Source organism: Pseudomonas artemisiae (assembly GCF_057128685.1).
In genome coordinates, this window is the sequence record NZ_JBSKHS010000002.1 from 247,735 (window position 1) to 263,260 (window position 15,526).

A 15,526-nucleotide genomic window follows, 5' to 3' on the forward strand; every position below is an offset into this window, starting at 1 on the left:
GAAGTGCCATCGCCAGCTGAACGGGCTTGAGCTATCAGCTCAATCGGCGAGAAGCTTTTTCAGGAATACCTGACAGATCTGCTAGCTAGTAAATGCCTAATGCGCATGTTCAGCTGGATTCACAAATGTCAGCTTACATAAGGTATTCGAAATGTCTTCCAGTGATTCGGAGCAACAACCGCAGCCCTTGATGACCTATCATGATAACAAAGTCAAATTAGATGTTGGTGGAGGATACCGCCTGCTTAGCGGTACCTTTGTTGTTGATGGCTATAAGATAACCAGCGGGCAGGACCCCGAGAACCGTAATTGGATAGGCATGGAAAAAGAGTTTGGCGCAGATGGGGAGATTAATTTCCGCGTGGGCAGGAAAAGCTCCGAGGAGGTTGCACTGTGGTTTAAGGGCAAAGCGCCGGGCAGAAAGAATACATTTGGCGACCTGCCTGAGGAGCTTAATTGTGTTCAAAGGAACCTTGGTGTTATTGCTAAAGAAGGAGCAAGATGGCAAGAACTACGCTTATGTATTTCCCGAAATAGTTTTTGCTCAGGGGCATACTGGAACTGCTAATAACTGGTGGTTCGGTGGTCAAGACTCATATTACTTGGGGGATCATAAGGTCACTTGCGGTGGAACAAATATGGTTGGAGGGGGCGTCAGCATGGAGGCGCGTCGAGGGGGTAATGAAGTAAATGTTATCCAAATAAGAAACGTCCTTGACGTTAACCTGACCAATTGGATGAGACCTTTTAAAGATGCAAGGTTAGGTGCTCTTACGCTGCCAGGAAGCCATGACGCCGGCATGGGGGTGACTCACAATTGTACATTTCCCATTGACGTTCCTGAGTACGCTAAAACTCAGGACCTGACAGTGCGCGGGCAATTGTTGAGTGGTGTCCGCTATCTGGATCTTCGAATAGATTACGATCACGATAGCTTAGTCACTTATCACCGTGAGGGAGCCTGGGGATGTAACGGTCAATCGCTGATTGGGGTATTATCGGACGTTGCCCTATTCCTCGCTGACCATGATACTGAAGTTGTTATCTTGAAGTTTTCTCATATCCGTGACTATGGCGATCACAATCCTCGGGATATCAAGGAGCGCATTAACGCATTAATTGATTTTTATAATTCCTTTTTTCCAGCAGTTATATATAGATCTCCGTCGGGAGATCTTCTGAATTTGAAGGTGGGTGACGCCGCTGGAAAAGCTATACTTGTGTTTGACTATGATGAATACATAAGCCCCGCACAGGGTAAATTCCGCTATGGTGGCCCAAGTCATTCGGGTGCACACCTGAAGGTATATGATAGTTATTCCAATACGCAAAACTTCTCAAGCATGAAAGCTGACCAGATCAAGAAGTGGAGAGAAAACAATAATCCTGGGGTCAATCACATTTTCCTGTTGTCATGGACGCTTACTCCAATGCTCGAGTACGCCGCTATCGAGGCAAATGAGAAACTGGAGTCTGTGCTCAGGGAGTATTCACCAACGTTAAAGCGCCCCGGTATTGTGTTCCTGGACAAGGTTTCCTCGGTATTCTGCGCAGGAGTAGTGCAACTGAACTGGTCGAGTTAAAAGCTGAGCGCAACACAGGGCCGTTAGGTTAAGGATGGGCTCTTGTAACGCTTGGCCGTCATCGCAACCAGACGTTTGCTTGGTTGCAAGCGCTGGCGCACATGCAACTTGGCGCGCCGGCGGGGCGAGAGTGTTCGCGAGCTAGCGCCTACGCGGCCCGGCCGCTTCTCACAGGCATAGCAACTTCTGGGGTGCACCCCAGAATACCAAGCGTTGCTACGCACGGCCAAACTGCGCCAGGGCAGGCAAGAGGTTTTTGTCGAGGGCCTGGCGCACGGCTGGGAGGATGGCCGCGCGGCCGGTCAGCATTTGCTCGACCATCCCCCGCAGCGCTCTGGCCTTGGCGGGGTCAAGCCCTCGCACCGCACAGTCGCACGCCTGTTCAGCGCTGGCCCCGGCGGGCATTTCGAAGCCCAGGGCACGCAGTTGGCTTAGCAGGTCCTCCTGGTCGATCAGGTCGGCATGCATCATGGTCAATGTCCTCTTGCTTGAGTTTTCAGGATTCTGGCCAAGCTGAGCCGGCGCCACAACAAGCGGCTCGCCGGTTGGCAGCGACGGGCATGAACAGGTCGTTTTCAGCCTTGTCCTGGCTGCCGGGGCAGGGTCATGACGCGCCCTATCCAGACAGGCGGCTCAAGCTTCGATTGCCGGCTGGCTATCTGTTGCACATCCTTGAGCGTGGCCGCTGCAAAGGGCGTTGACTTCGGCCCCTCCAGTGTCACATGCAACAGCATCTGCTCAGACGCAGCCAACTCAGTGTCGGCACCGCCTCGGTGAAGGCTGTGGTACAGGTGCACGCGCTTGTGATCATGGCTGAGCACACGGGTGCGCACCCTCACCTGCTCGCCCTGTTTCACTTCATACAGGAAATTCAGATGGCACTCCAGGGTGAACAGCGAGTGGCCGCTGGCCTCGCGCTTTGTGGCATCGAGGCCAATACAATCCATGAAACCGTCAGTGGCATAACTGAATATCAGTAGGTAGAAGGCATCACGCAGGTGGCCGTTGTAGTCGACCCATTCGCCGAGTACTTCGCCTTGATAGGTGATCAGCGGCTCACTCATCGGCCGCGATCCTATGCGCCTGTTGGGCCTGGCGAACGGCAGCCAGCACGCCAAGCAGGGCGTCGTCTCGGTAACGCTCCAGTGCGCCGATGCTGTGCTGGCCCAGTTGCACAGTGGTGCCGTCGACCACATCCTCGATCAGCTTGTCCGTCAAAGGCGGCGCCGGTAGGTACGTCCATGGCAGTTGCAGTGACGGGCCGAATTGCTGCATGAAGTGCCGCATGCCAGCGTCGCCACCCGCCAGGGTGTAGGTCAGGAAGGTGCCCATGAATGACCAGCGCAGGCCCGCGCCAAAGCGTATGGCATCGTCTATCTCACCCGTGGTGGCCACGCCGTCATTCACCAAGTGCAGGGCCTCGCGCCAGAGCGCTTCGAGCAGGCGGTCGGCGATAAACCCGGGCACTTCCTTGCGCACATGCAGCGGCCGCATACCTAGCCGTTGATAAACAGCCTTGGCTGCGTCTATCGCCTCAGGCGTGGTGTGCTGGCCACCTACAACCTCTACCAAGGGCAGCAGGTAGACTGGGTTGAACGGGTGACCCACCACGCAGCGCTGCGGGCGAAGCGCGTTGGCGTAAAAGTCACTGGGCAACAGGCCGGAGGTACTGGAGGCAATGATCGTCTCGGGCCGGGCCGCGGCGCTGATGGCAGCATGAAGCTCCAGTTTCAGGGCCAGGCGTTCCGGCGCGCTTTCCTGGATAAAATCGGCATCGACCACGCAGGCTTCGAGGCTGCTGGCGATGCGCAGCCGGTCCTGGCTGGCCCCTTCGGCCAACCCCTGTTTTTGCAGTGCCGGCCAGGCATTGGCAACGCGCTGGCGCAGGTTGAGTTCCGCATCCGGGGCAGGGTCCCAGGCAACCACGTCCAGCCCACGGGCCAATGCGCGCGCCACCCAGCCGCTGCCTATCACGCCGCCACCCAAGGCTGCGAAGGTCTTTACATCAGTGATATAGCTCATGTGCAGGCTCCGTTAACGACGGCTGAGGTTCATGCGGGCACGGCCTTCGGCAGGGGTGAGGATGCGCGCGCCAAGGCGCGTGAGGATCTCTCCAGCCCGTTCAACCAGTTGCCCGTTAGTGGCCAGTACGCCTTTTTCCAGCCACAGATTGTCTTCCAGACCTACCCGTACGTTGCCGCCGAGCAGCACCGCCTGGGCCGCCATGGGCATCTGCATGCGGCCGATGCCAAAGCCGGCCCAAGTGGCACCGGTTGGGAGGTTGTCCACCATGGCCTTCATGGTGGTGGTATCTGCTGGCGCCCCCCATGGAATCCCCAGGCACAACTGGAACAGCGGGTCCTCCAGCAGCCCTTCCTGGATCATCTGCTTGGCAAACCACAGGTGCCCGGTGTCGAAGATCTCCAGCTCTGCCTTCACCCCAAGTTCGGTGATGCGGCGGGCGCCAGCTCGCAACTGGGCTGGGGTAGACACGTAAATGCCATTGCTGTCGCCAAAGTTGAGGGTGCCGCAGTCCAGGGTGCAGATTTCAGGCAGCAGGGCCTCTATGTGGGCCAGGCGTGCCAAGGGGCCTACCAAGTCGGTGCCAGGGCCAAAGGCCATGGGCCGCTCGGCCGGGCCGATCTCCAGATCGCCCCCCATGCCAGCGGTAAGGTTGACGATCACATCTACGTTAGCTTCCCGGATGCGTGTCATCACCTCTCTGTACAGCGCTGCTTCGCGGCTGAAACGGCCGGTGTCTGGGTCGCGCACATGGCAATGCACCACGGTGGCCCCTGCTTTGGCGGCCTCTACTGCCGCTTCGGCGATTTGCTTGGGGGTAATGGGCACGTGAGGGCTTTTGCCTGTGGTATCACCAGCCCCGGTCAGGGCACAGGTGAGTATTACATCGCGGTTCATGGCTTTTCCTTGGGCGAGCTTGCCCGTGCGCCGGGTACGGCGCGGGACAGGGCGAGGGTCAGTGGGTGGTCAGGCGAAGGTTGGTGTCAGCGGGCTGGCCCTCTAGTGTGGTCACGCCTTCGAGCCAGCGAGTGCGGTCCTGGGGATGGTCCTTGAGCCATTGGCGAGCGGCGTCGAGGGGGGGCGTATGGTCGAGGATCGGCTGCATCATTCGGCTCTCGTCCGCGGCGGTGAAGGTCAGGTTGTTCAACAGCCGATCTACATTGGGGCAGCGGCTGGCGTAGTCGGGTGCAGTGACCGTCCACACGGTGGCTTTGCCCTCATCAGGGCCAAGCGCGCCTTCGCTGCCACTGAGATACGTCATTTGCAGGTTGACGTTCATGGGGTGGGGTGCCCAGCCAAAGAACACCACGGCTTCCTTGCGCTTTACCGCGCGGCTGACCGCCGACAACATGCCCGCCTCGCTTGATTCCACCAATTGAAAGCCACCCAGCCCAAATTGGTTTTTGGCGATCATCTCTTTGATTTGAGTGTTGGCGCCGGAGCCTGGCTCGATACCGTAGATCTTCCCACCCAACTGGGTCTTGAAGCGGGCAATGTCGGCGAAAGTCTTCAGGCCCTGGTCGGCCAGGTAAGTGGGCACCGCAAGGGTGGCCCGGGCGTCGGCCAGGCTTGGCGCTTCCAGTACGCGCACCTGCTTCTGGTGGACGAAGGGGGTCAGGGTAGCGGTCATCAGCGGGTTCCAGTAACCCAGGAACAGGTCAAGGCGCTGATCACGAATGCCCGCAAAAATGATCTGCTGCGACGCACTGGTTTGGCGTGTTTCATAGCCCAGGCCATCGAGCAGCACTTGGGCCAGGCTGCTGGTGGCAATTACGTCGGTCCAGTTCACCACACCCAGACGCACGCTTTTACAACTGGCGGGGTCTGCGGCGTGAGCCAAGGGCGCGGTAATAGCGAGCGCGAGTAAACAGCAGCGGGTTAACCTGAACATGGCGGTGCTCCTGCGGCAGGGCAATATTGTGAGGAGGGTGTCTATGCACCTTGGCCACTAAGGTACGCCGGCAAACGGGGTGGCAAGCGCACTGTGGCGACGGGGACTTGCACCCCGGCGACCGCCGCGTTATTACAACCCATTGCCGCGGAGCCCATGCCATGCCTGAGGTGTTCCACTTTCTGTTATTACCAGGTTTTTCCGCGCTGGGGTTTATCAGCGCCATCGAGCCCCTGCGCGTGGCGAACCGCTTTCATGCCGGGCTGTATGAGTGGCGGGTACTTAGCCTGGATGGGGGCCCGGTAGCGGCTAGCAATGGGATGTCGGTCAATACGGACGCAGGGCTGCAGGCGTTACCTAAAGGCGCCTGGGTATTTGTAGTCGCAGGGTTTGACCCTCTTAAAGCCTGTGGCCCGGTATTACGTGGGTGGTTGCGGCAAGTATCGGCCGGGGCGGGCACCCTAGGCGGCATCGACACCGGCGCGTTCGTACTGGCGCATGCCGGGTTACTAGAGCACGCGCAAGTCACCTTGCACTGGGAGGCCGTGGAGGCCTTCAAGGAGCGGTGGCCAAAGGTGGCGGTAACTCAAGAATTGTTCGAGATCAGCGGGCGGCGCATTACCTGCGCAGGCGGTACGGCGTCTATCGATCTGATGCTGGATCTGATCGGCCAAGCCCATGGTACCGAGCTAGCCATTCAGGTATCGGAGCAGTTTGTGCTGAGTCGGATCCGCCCCCGCCAAGACCATCAACGCATGGCCGTGGCGTCGCGGTGTGGCACCCGCAACAAGAAGTTGGCCCAGGTCATCGGCACCATGGAACAACACACCGAATCGCCACTGAGCACCGCGGCGCTGGCTGAACTGATACACGTCACCCGGCGCCAACTTGAGCGATTGTTTCGCGAGCATTTGCAGGTCACGCCCAGCCATTTCTATCTTGCCCTGCGGCTGGACAAAGCCCGCCAGCTGTTGCGCCAGACGGATCTGAGCGTTACGGAGATCAGTATCGCCTGTGGCTTTGAACTGCCCTCTTATTTTGCCCGCCGCTATAGGGGGCGTTTTGGCCGCTCGCCACGGGAAGATCGTCAGTGACTATCACTATAATAAGCCTTATAGCTCACTCAAAATGTGCTCGGACGTAATAAGCGTAGCTTCGAACTGCGATCGCTGGGCCTCGAAGCGCTGAGCATCGAAGGTGGCCTCCCAATGGGTTCTGGCCAACGGTAGCCGGGTTTTAGGCGCTTCGGGGGCCGGGGTTCCGGCTAACTGCACAAGCCGGAACCGAGGGCGGCCCGCGGTGGGCAATTGCAGTTCGGTCCGTAAGTGCGCGAAGTTGTTACCATCGCTGATGCTAGGCGGCAAGGGTTGGGAGCCGTCGGCCTTCGCATCGAGCACATGCCTGACGAGCGTACGAAACCGGGTATTGGGTGCTTGCGCAGGTGGCAGCTGCCCGTTGAATACATCTACCCATAACCCAGGCGCCGGGGTATAGAGGTGTTCGGTTCGCTGGCGATCGATCGTGACCCAGCCAAATCGCTGCATGCAACTGATAAACAGATCCAGCCACGATTGTGGCGAGTGTTCAGGATGATGCTGGAGCCGCGCAAGCAAGGCGGCCATGCGCACAGTGGCCAACAGGTCCTCGTACAGGCTGGCTTCAGGTAGGGGGGTTGGTGTGCTCATAGGGCATTCCTGGCTGGCGGGGCAACAGGCGAGCATAGGGAAAGCGCCGGCTACCAGGGCAGCCGGCACTCGTGCCGATGGTCAGATGTCCAGGTCTAGAATGTCATCAGCCTGGGAGGCCAGTTTCTTAGTCACGGCATCACGCAGCACGCGGAACTGACGCGTGCTGAAGGTGCCTTGTTGCGAAGCGCGATAAACCCGAGTAGAGGCTTTTTCGAACTCACGATTGATGGCGTCACCGGTAGAAACGGCTCGATCGTAGGCAATCTGGAAGCTCTTCATATGCATGATAGGCATGCCTTGAGGGCTGATCTCGCAATCCACCGCCTGGAAGGTACTGGATTTGCCCGTAGTGCTGGTAGTGCTGCGTTCGAACAGGTTGTGGGCCGCTGGTTGTTGGGCAATGGCAACGAAGCTGCGGCCCAGGCACCGAGCCATGCGGTGATTGGGGCCCAAATCACGAGCGATGAGGGTCACGGCAACGTCAGCCAGGGTGGTTCTTTCCTGCTCCATGGCTTCCTCGGCGTGCGCCGCACCGGTCATGGTCCAGCCTAGTTTTGCCAGGCCATTGGTGTAGTGGTTGTACCATTGGCGTTGCTGGGTTTCCTTGTTGAAGGCTTTTTCAGACGACAGGCCAATCAGGCGCATGCTTGCGGCTACGTCTTCAGCCAGGTCCGCCGGTACATTTTCGGCAAAGATGCAGACAGTGTTGCCAATCAGCAGTACTCGCTCCTCACCTTCTTTTTTCAGCGCTTCGATAGCCTGCTCTACAGGCGATTTGGGCATTGGCAATTGGCTTACAAAGGCTTCGGTAGTCATGGTGTCCATTCCTTGAGAGGTGGGGCAGAGGGCGCCCCGAGTGTGTTCCGGCCGGTCAATAGGCCGGCGGCCACTATGGCAAGGAGGGATAAAAGCGATAACTGGCAAGCAGTTCCACCCTTCCAGGGCACACGTGTAGGGGATGGATAGGGAGAGCGCCCGGCTATCCAGGGCAACTGACTGATGTAATGGAACCGTCACAGGCATGGCGTCACTCACCCCTGTCATCACGCTCAACGGTTGCCTATAGGGAGATACCCATGCCGCCCCACATCACTCGCCATGCAATGCCGGTTTCGGCCACCCTTTCAAGCGGGTTGCCTGAGCCTGAGCGTCGAGACACCTCGCCACAGCAGGCGCAAACGCTCGCATTTGTCGCGTCAGGGGAGCTGGGCCCGCTGTTAGGTCGCACCGCCGTGGCTCCCCGGCACGCAACTGGCGAGGTACTGGAACAGCTTAAGCAGCACTTAAGCCGCGCCCAGCCATCCTTGGCTAACCTCGCGCAGCTTAGTCAGAGCCTTGCGCAGGCTGCTGGCACAGACAAAGGCGGGCAGGCACTGGCTGCTCCTGAACAGCAACAGGCCCTGCAATCGTTATTGGAACAATGTAAAGCCAGGCTTAAGCAAACCCCTACCCGGCACCCAAGCCATGAGCCGTTGTTGTACGCCCACGGCCAGCTACGCCGGGCGCGGTTTCACCAGGCAGTCAACCAGTGGGGGGCTGAAACGAACATGCCGGTGCGTTGCCTGCCGGATCTGTTCGCTCTGGCCCGGCTGGATGCGCAGGCATTGGTCGAGCGCCCAGAAGGCGCCGCGCCTTATATGTTATTTGGCAACTTCATTCGCATGGCCAAGCACCGCAGCGTGGAATTGGCCGATACCCTGCGTCGCCGCCCCGAGCAGGTGGAGCCGCTGCTTTGGCCTCACGTAGATACCCTCGAAGGGTTAAGCACCGTACCCCTAGCTCTTGAGGCACTGAAGCACGCTTGCCCAGATTTAGCCATTAAGCAGGACCTGAGCGACCTGCTCGGCGTGGTGGATACCCTGTTGCAGCAGCTGGGCGCCAGCCATTTGCTTCCGGCCCTGGATGAACCTGACCACGGTTCGTTGCAGGCTGCCCCTGAACCTAGGCCAAAGGTGACCGCGGGCCAAGGCCTGCGTAACGCCGGCTCCAACCTGATGCATAAGTTTGACGGTTACGGGGCGGTTGCGCCTATGGACGACCGATCGTTATTGGCCCTTATGCGCCGCCCGGCCCCGCATTTAACGCCCGAGCAGATGCATGCATTTTTGAATAAGCATGTAATTGAGTTTAGCGATGAGCAACTGAGCGTGATTGATAACACTCAGCTGCCGCTGGCCCAGAGCAGCGACCCGGAAGCAGGGTCTGCTGCTTCTTTCGATGAAAGACTGCGCGTGGCGCTGGCCAGCGGGGCGTTGGTATTGAGCCAAGGGCAATTGGAAAGCTTAAAAGCGCAGCCAGCGTCGAACGGGACCAACGCCCCTGGCTTGAAAGCGTTGATGGACAGGCCCACCGCGGCATTAAGCGAAACCGACCGGCAAATGCTGGACTCGATTCTCCACGCCAACGCAGCCGGTCAAATCGATACCTGGCTAGCGCACAACAAGCAGCTGCCAAGCGTGCTGGGCCGTTCTGGCTTGCCTGAGCCAGTGCGCAAAGAACTATTAAGCCTCAACCAAGCAATGGACAGTGAACTCAACACCCTAAAGCAGGGGGCGTCTTTGATCGGCCGCTTGACCGACAGCCCTGCCATGCTGCTGGCGCTGGCGCCGCTGCCCCTGGCCGGAGCCTTTGTGAGTGGGGATAAACCCTGTAGCGCCTCACTGATTGCACACTTTTCCAAGAACGCTGTGTTCATGGCGGGCTTGATGATGAACGAGCTGACCAACAACCGCGCTAACCTCGATCACGCCCTGAACCGCTACTTTGTGACGGTGTTGGCCAACGTGCTGGTGGTGCAACCAACCTTCGCCCACAACGAGCACCTGCTGGAAAAAGTGGGCTTTGGCATGGCCACGGCGGTGGTGTCCGGTGGTGTGACGTTAGGGGTGTTCAACCAAGACGCCATCTGGTTGGCGATCAAAACCGCCAAGAACACGCTCTTTAAGACAGAGCCGGGTGAACCGGGCATCAGTGAGCAAAACCGTGCCGCCGTGGCTCAACACTTCGACAAGGGCGGGCACATTGCCCAGCAGGTGAAGGTGGCGGCCGAGGTGTTCAAGAAAGACAAGGCCGTGCCGGATATCCTTAACTCCAGCCTCACGTTTCTGGGCAGTAAAAGCCGCGAAATCAAAGCAGTCTATGAAACAGGCGAGGCTCAGCGTGTAGGCGTGGGGCTGCCCAGTACCCTGCTCAAGGACGACCCGGACTTTTATCCCAAAATGGGCCTGGTGGTACTGACGGGTAGCATCAGTGCCGCCTTGGTGGTGTTGATGGAGAGCCTGGTGGGCAAAGCGGACTACGCCGCCGACGGCATGTGGTGTACGTCCGAGATGCTCAAGCTGGCGCTCAACCCAGAGGCCGATATGCAAAAAGCCGTACAAACCTTCAAGGAAATCGTGGGGCTGAACCTGGTGCTGACCGCATTCCTGGGCGTGAACAAGGCCTGGGACTTTCTCGATAAAGGCGCCAAGGGTTACATCGGTGGAGCCGCTGTGCTCAGTGCCGCTAACCTCACCTTGCCGGGCATGGTCGGCGAAGCCGCCGGTAGCGCCGCGGGAAAGGGTTTGAGCTACTTGGTGGACAAAGGCAAAGCCGCCCATCAGGCGAGTCAGTCAGCTATCACCCAGGGGGGAGACTATGCCAGTGCTCGCCTAGGCGGTATGACGCGCACGGTTCGCCAACAGGGAGCGGCATTGAGGGCGCGCAACCCAGGCACGCTGGTGCCCGGCCTTTACCAACAATGGCACGAGCTGAGCCAAAAGGCGGGCGCCACGCGTACTAACCGGCCTACGACCGCTGCCGAGGCCGAGGAAGGCCAAGGCGAGCCTTCGGCTTCTTAAGGTTAACGGCTACTGATCCGGGGCGTCGTTTTCGTCGCCCTGGGTGCCGATGGTCTGCAGGTATTCACTGCGCTCGTCGCTGCGCTGGGCCATGCAGTCGTTGAGGGCGGTTTGGTTGGCGTTACCGTCCTTGTCGGCTTCGAGCATTTCCACCGAGCAGTCCGCATCGCGCAGCTTACGCCATAGCTCCTGAGCGGCCTTGACCTTGCCGAGGTAGTCTTTCAACACCGCTGGCTGGTCGCCGTACTGGGCGCTAACGCGAGCGTTGAGGCCGTTGTAGGCATCGTTGAGCTCGCTTTCAGCGGTTTTGCGGTTGTACACCGAACAGTCCAGGCTTTGCTGGCTAGTCTCCACGTTGTCGCAAGGGGTAGGGCCGTCGTCATCAGCGGCCTGTGCGCCAACGGCGATGAACGCCAGTATCCATAACCATGATTTCATCGCCACGCCCCTAGGCCTGCCTCCAAAGATTGCTGGATTCTGGCGCAAGGGCAGGCGTATGAACAGCGGGGCGCGTGGATTTCATCTTCGTCCACAGAATTACCCCGCGTTTCCCCAAAAGGTGCTTTGACGCTTTCGGTAATACCCCTGTCGTTTTTGCATCCGGGCGCATAGCCGCGGGGGCATATGCTGGCCCCAAAGCGCCGGCGAACGATTCGGCGCACCGCTGAATAGGGGACTGCCTGATGAGCCCAGCTTCAAGCCCGGCCGAACTGCACGCCGACAGCATCGTCATTGACGGGCTGATCATTGCCAAATGGAACCGTGAGCTGTTCGAGGACATGCGCAAGGGTGGGCTGACGGCGGCCAACTGCACCGTGTCGGTGTGGGAGGGCTTCAAAGCCACGGTCGACACCATCGCTGCCAGCCAGAAGCTTATCCGCGAGAACAGCGACCTGGTGATGCCGGTACGCACCACTGCCGACATTCGCCGGGCCAAGGAGCAGGGCAAGACCGGCATTCTGTTCGGCTTCCAGAATGCCCACGCGTTCGAAGACCAGTTGGGTTATGTGGACATCTTCAAGCAACTGGGCGTGGGCATCGTGCAGCTGTGCTACAACACCCAGAACCTGGTAGGCACCGGCTGTTATGAACGGGACGGCGGGCTGTCTGGCTTTGGCCGGGAGGTGGTGGCCGAGATGAGCCGGGTAGGGATCATGTGTGACCTCTCTCATGTGGGCTCTAAAACGTCAGAGGAAGTCATCCTCGAATCGAAAAAACCCGTGACTTACTCCCACTGCCTGCCTTCGGGCCTGAAAGAACACCCGCGCAACAAGTCCGATGCGGAGCTTAAGTTCATTGCCGACCATGGCGGCTTCGTGGGCGTGACCATGTTTGCGCCTTTTTTGGCCAAGGGGATCGATTCCACCATCGACGACTACGCCGAAGCCATCGAATACGTGATGAATATCGTCGGCGAAGACGCCATTGGCATCGGCACCGACTTTACCCAGGGCCATGGGCAGGAATTCTTCGAATACCTTACTCACGACAAGGGCTATGCCCGTCGTTTGACCCGCTTCGGCAAGATCATCAACCCGCTGGGCATCCGTACCGTGGGCGAATTCCCCAACCTTACCGAGACGCTGCTCAAGCGCGGCCACTCCGAGCGGGTAGTGCGCAAGATCATGGGTGAGAACTGGTTGGGCGTCCTTAAGGACGTTTGGGGTGAGTAATGCCCCCCTACCTAAATACCTGTAGGCGCGGGCTATGCCCGCGAATAACGCCTCAGGCATGCGTCCGCAGGTTTGGCCCATCGCGGGCAAAGCCCGCTCTTACACCCAATGCGATTACTTATTTTCGGAGCCCCGAACCATGGCCAAGCACGCCCCCGAATTGCCGATCGAAGTGGACAGCGAGACCGGTATCTGGACGTCCGATGCCCTGCCCATGCTGTATGTACCGCGGCATTTCTTTGTGAACAACCACATGGGTATCGAAGAGGTGCTAGGCGCGGACGCTTACGCCGAGATTCTTTACAAGGCCGGTTACAAGTCTGCCTGGCACTGGTGCGAGAAAGAAGCCGAGTGCCACGGATTGGAAGGTGTAGCGGTGTTCGAGCACTACATGAAGCGTTTATCCCAGCGCGGCTGGGGCCTGTTCAAGATCCAGGACATCGACCTTGACCGAGGCACGGCCAGCGTGAAGCTGGAGCACTCGGCCTTCGTGTACGTGTACGGCAAAGTGGGGCGCAAGGTGGACTACATGTTCACCGGCTGGTTTGCCGGAGCCATGGACCAGATTCTCGAAGCGCGTGGCAGCGACATTCGCACGGTGGCCGAACAGGTGTACAGCGGCGCCGAGCAAGGGCATGACGATGGGCTATTCGTGGTCAAGCCACGTTAATCGATTGGCCTTGAGGATCGGAGAAAAACAATGGCGTTCGAAGCGATGTTCCAGCCGATCCAGATCGGCAAATTGACGGTCCGTAACCGCGTGCTCAGCACCGCCCACGCCGAGGTGTATGCCACCGACGGTGGCATGACCACCGACCGGTACGTGAAGTACTACGAAGAAAAAGCCAAGGGCGGTATTGGCCTGGCCATCTGTGGTGGCTCATCCAGCGTGGCCATTGACAGCCCTCAAGGCTGGTGGAAGTCGGTGAACCTGGCCACCGACAAGATCATCCCGCACTTCCAGAACCTGGCCGATGCCATGCACAAGCACGGCGCCAAGATCATGATTCAGATTACCCACATGGGCCGCCGTTCGCGCTGGGATGGCGAGCACTGGCCTACCTTGATGTCACCGTCTGGCATCCGCGAGCCGGTGCATCGCGCTACGTGCAAGACCATCGAGCCGGAAGAAATCCAGCGGGTGATCGACAACTATGCCCAGGCCGCGCGGCGGGCCATGGAAGGTGGCTTGGACGGGGTAGAGCTGTCTGCCGTGCACCAGCACATGATCGACCAGTTTTGGAGCCCACGGGTCAACAAGCGTACCGATGAATGGGGTGGCAGTTTCGAAAACCGCATGCGCTTTGGGCTAGAGGTGATCAAAGCGGTGCGCGCGGCGGTGGGCAGGGACTTTTGCGTAGGCTTGCGCATCTGTGGTGATGAGTTCCACCCCGATGGCCTGAGCCATGAGGATATGAAACAGATCGCCGCCTACTACGATGCCACCGGCTTGTTGGATTTCTTTGGCGTGGTGGGCTCGGGCTGCGATACCCACAACACCCTGGCCAATGTAATCCCCAACATGAGTTACCCGCCGGAACCCTTCCTGCACCTGGCGGCCGGGATCAAAGAAGTAGTCAAGGTGCCGGTGCTGCACGCGCAGAACATCAAGGACCCGAACCAGGCCACGCGTATCCTCGAAGGCGGTTATGTGGACATGGTAGGCATGACCCGCGCGCACATCGCCGACCCGCATTTGATCGCCAAGATCAAGATGGGCCAGGTGGACCAGATCAAGCAATGCGTGGGCGCCAACTATTGCATCGACCGCCAGTACCAAGGGCTGGATGTGCTGTGCATCCAGAACGCGGCCACCTCGCGGGAATACATGGGCGTGCCCCATCTCATCGAAAAAAGCACCGGCCCCCAGCGCAAGGTGGTGGTGATTGGCGCCGGTCCTGCGGGTATGGAGGCGGCGCGGGTATCGGCCGAGCGCGGCCACTCGGTAACCCTGTTCGAGAAAAAAGAGCAGATTGGCGGGCAGATCAGCATCGCCGCCAAAGCCCCACAACGGGACCAGATCGCGGGTATTACCCGTTGGTTCCAGCTAGAGCTGGCGCGGCTGAGCGTGGATTTGCGCCTGGGTACCGCCGCCGATGTGGACACCATCATGGACCTGCGCCCGGACGTCATCGTGCTGGCCAATGGCGGCCATCCCTTTATGGAACAGAACGAACACTGGGGGGCGGACGAAGACCTGGTGGTCAGCAGCTGGGACATCCTCGACGGCAAGGTGGCACCGGGCAAGAACGTGCTGGTGTACGACACCATCTGTGAGTTCACCGGCATGAGCGCGGCGGACTTCCTTGCCGATAAGGGCAGCCAGGTGGAAATCGTCACCGACGATATCAAGCCGGGCGTGGCCATGGGCGGCACGACCTTCCCGACCTACTACCGCAGCCTTTACCCCAAGGAAGTGATCATGACCGGGGACCTGATGCTGGAAAAGGTCTACCGCGAGGGGGACAAGCTCGTTGCGTTGCTGGAGAACGAGTACACCGGTGCCAAGGAAGAACGGGTAGTGGATCAGGTGGTGATCGAGAACGGCGTACGCCCGGACGAAACCCTGTACTACGCGCTCAAGCAGGGTTCTCGCAACAAGGGGCAGATCGATATAGACGCGCTCTTTGCCATCGAGCCCCAGCCTGCCCTTAGCCAACCCGGGGAAGGTTACCTGCTGTTCCGGATCGGCGACTGCGTGGCCCAGCGCAATATCCATGCGGCCATCTATGACGGGCTGCGGTTGTGCAAGGATTTTTAATAAACAGCCCGTAGGCGCTGGCGCCAGCCTGCGAACCGGGTGCAGCCCACCCTTCGCGAGCTGACGCTC

The 15,526-nt window shown here is 59.3% G+C and carries 15 protein-coding genes; 7 read left to right on the plus strand and 8 right to left on the minus strand.

The window, feature by feature from the left end:
• The first annotated feature begins 151 nt into the window (after positions 1-151).
• Positions 152-568 carry a hypothetical protein gene (locus ACWKV4_RS03770; RefSeq protein WP_483831031.1) on the plus strand — a complete coding sequence of 139 codons (417 nt, stop codon included), beginning with the start codon at positions 152-154 and terminating at the stop codon, positions 566-568.
• A complete protein-coding gene (locus ACWKV4_RS03775) occupies positions 459-1,583 on the plus strand; it encodes a PI-PLC domain-containing protein (protein ID WP_483831030.1) in 1,125 nt (374 codons plus the stop codon). Before ACWKV4_RS03770 ends, ACWKV4_RS03775 begins: the two co-directional genes overlap by 110 nt.
• Positions 1,584-1,799: 216 nt before the next feature.
• On the opposite strand, the gene ACWKV4_RS03780 is transcribed toward ACWKV4_RS03775, so the two are convergent.
• From ACWKV4_RS03780 to choX, 5 genes are all read right to left on the minus strand, one after another.
• Positions 1,800-2,054, minus strand: a complete 255-nt coding sequence (locus ACWKV4_RS03780; RefSeq protein ID WP_483831029.1) for a hypothetical protein — start codon at positions 2,052-2,054, stop codon at positions 1,800-1,802.
• A 104-nt stretch (positions 2,055-2,158) separates the two neighbouring features.
• Positions 2,159-2,647: a thioesterase family protein gene (locus ACWKV4_RS03785; protein WP_483831028.1), complete on the minus strand. Its 489-nt coding sequence runs from the start codon at positions 2,645-2,647 to the stop codon at positions 2,159-2,161.
• Complete coding sequence (locus ACWKV4_RS03790; protein WP_483831027.1) at positions 2,640-3,605, minus strand: L-carnitine dehydrogenase; 966 nt, start codon at positions 3,603-3,605, stop codon at positions 2,640-2,642. The genes ACWKV4_RS03785 and ACWKV4_RS03790 overlap by 8 nt, the downstream gene beginning before the upstream one ends.
• 12 nt (positions 3,606-3,617) lie before the next feature.
• Positions 3,618-4,502 carry a 3-dehydrocarnitine:acetyl-CoA trimethylamine transferase CdhC gene (cdhC, locus tag ACWKV4_RS03795; protein WP_483831026.1) on the minus strand — a complete coding sequence of 295 codons (885 nt, stop codon included), beginning with the start codon at positions 4,500-4,502 and terminating at the stop codon, positions 3,618-3,620.
• A 58-nt stretch (positions 4,503-4,560) separates the two neighbouring features.
• Positions 4,561-5,496, minus strand: a complete 936-nt coding sequence (choX, locus tag ACWKV4_RS03800) for a choline ABC transporter substrate-binding protein (protein WP_483831025.1) — start codon at positions 5,494-5,496, stop codon at positions 4,561-4,563.
• Between the two features lie 161 nt (positions 5,497-5,657).
• Here choX and ACWKV4_RS03805 point away from each other — a divergent pair, with 161 nt between their 5' ends.
• Entirely contained in the window at positions 5,658-6,590 is a 933-nt protein-coding gene (locus tag ACWKV4_RS03805) for a GlxA family transcriptional regulator (protein ID WP_483831024.1), read from the plus strand.
• A gap of 18 nt (positions 6,591-6,608) precedes the next feature.
• Here the strand turns inward: ACWKV4_RS03805 and ACWKV4_RS03810 are convergent, their stop codons facing one another.
• Positions 6,609-7,181 (minus strand): hypothetical protein, encoded by a 573-nt coding sequence (locus ACWKV4_RS03810; RefSeq protein WP_483831023.1) that lies wholly within the window; start codon positions 7,179-7,181, stop codon positions 6,609-6,611.
• A gap of 81 nt (positions 7,182-7,262) precedes the next feature.
• The gene (locus ACWKV4_RS03815) at positions 7,263-8,000 is read right to left on the minus strand and encodes a hypothetical protein (protein ID WP_483831022.1); all 738 of its coding nucleotides are present in this window, start codon (positions 7,998-8,000) and stop codon (positions 7,263-7,265) included.
• Between the two features lie 260 nt (positions 8,001-8,260).
• Between ACWKV4_RS03815 and ACWKV4_RS03820 the strand changes: the two genes are divergently transcribed.
• Positions 8,261-11,023 carry a HopW family type III effector protein gene (locus ACWKV4_RS03820; RefSeq protein ID WP_483831021.1) on the plus strand — a complete coding sequence of 921 codons (2,763 nt, stop codon included), beginning with the start codon at positions 8,261-8,263 and terminating at the stop codon, positions 11,021-11,023.
• Between the two features lie 9 nt (positions 11,024-11,032).
• Here the strand turns inward: ACWKV4_RS03820 and ACWKV4_RS03825 are convergent, their stop codons facing one another.
• Complete coding sequence (locus ACWKV4_RS03825; protein WP_483831020.1) at positions 11,033-11,461, minus strand: lysozyme inhibitor LprI family protein; 429 nt, start codon at positions 11,459-11,461, stop codon at positions 11,033-11,035.
• 245 nt (positions 11,462-11,706) lie between these two features.
• Between ACWKV4_RS03825 and ACWKV4_RS03830 the strand changes: the two genes are divergently transcribed.
• From ACWKV4_RS03830 to dgcA, 3 genes are all read left to right on the plus strand, one after another.
• Positions 11,707-12,696: a dipeptidase gene (locus tag ACWKV4_RS03830; RefSeq protein WP_483831019.1), complete on the plus strand. Its 990-nt coding sequence runs from the start codon at positions 11,707-11,709 to the stop codon at positions 12,694-12,696.
• Positions 12,697-12,835: 139 nt separating this feature from the next.
• The gene (locus tag ACWKV4_RS03835; protein ID WP_483831018.1) at positions 12,836-13,366 is read left to right on the plus strand and encodes a DUF5943 domain-containing protein; all 531 of its coding nucleotides are present in this window, start codon (positions 12,836-12,838) and stop codon (positions 13,364-13,366) included.
• A 30-nt stretch (positions 13,367-13,396) separates the two neighbouring features.
• Positions 13,397-15,457, plus strand: a complete 2,061-nt coding sequence (gene dgcA / locus ACWKV4_RS03840) for a dimethylglycine demethylation protein DgcA (protein ID WP_483831017.1) — start codon at positions 13,397-13,399, stop codon at positions 15,455-15,457.
• Positions 15,458-15,526 lie beyond the last annotated feature (69 nt).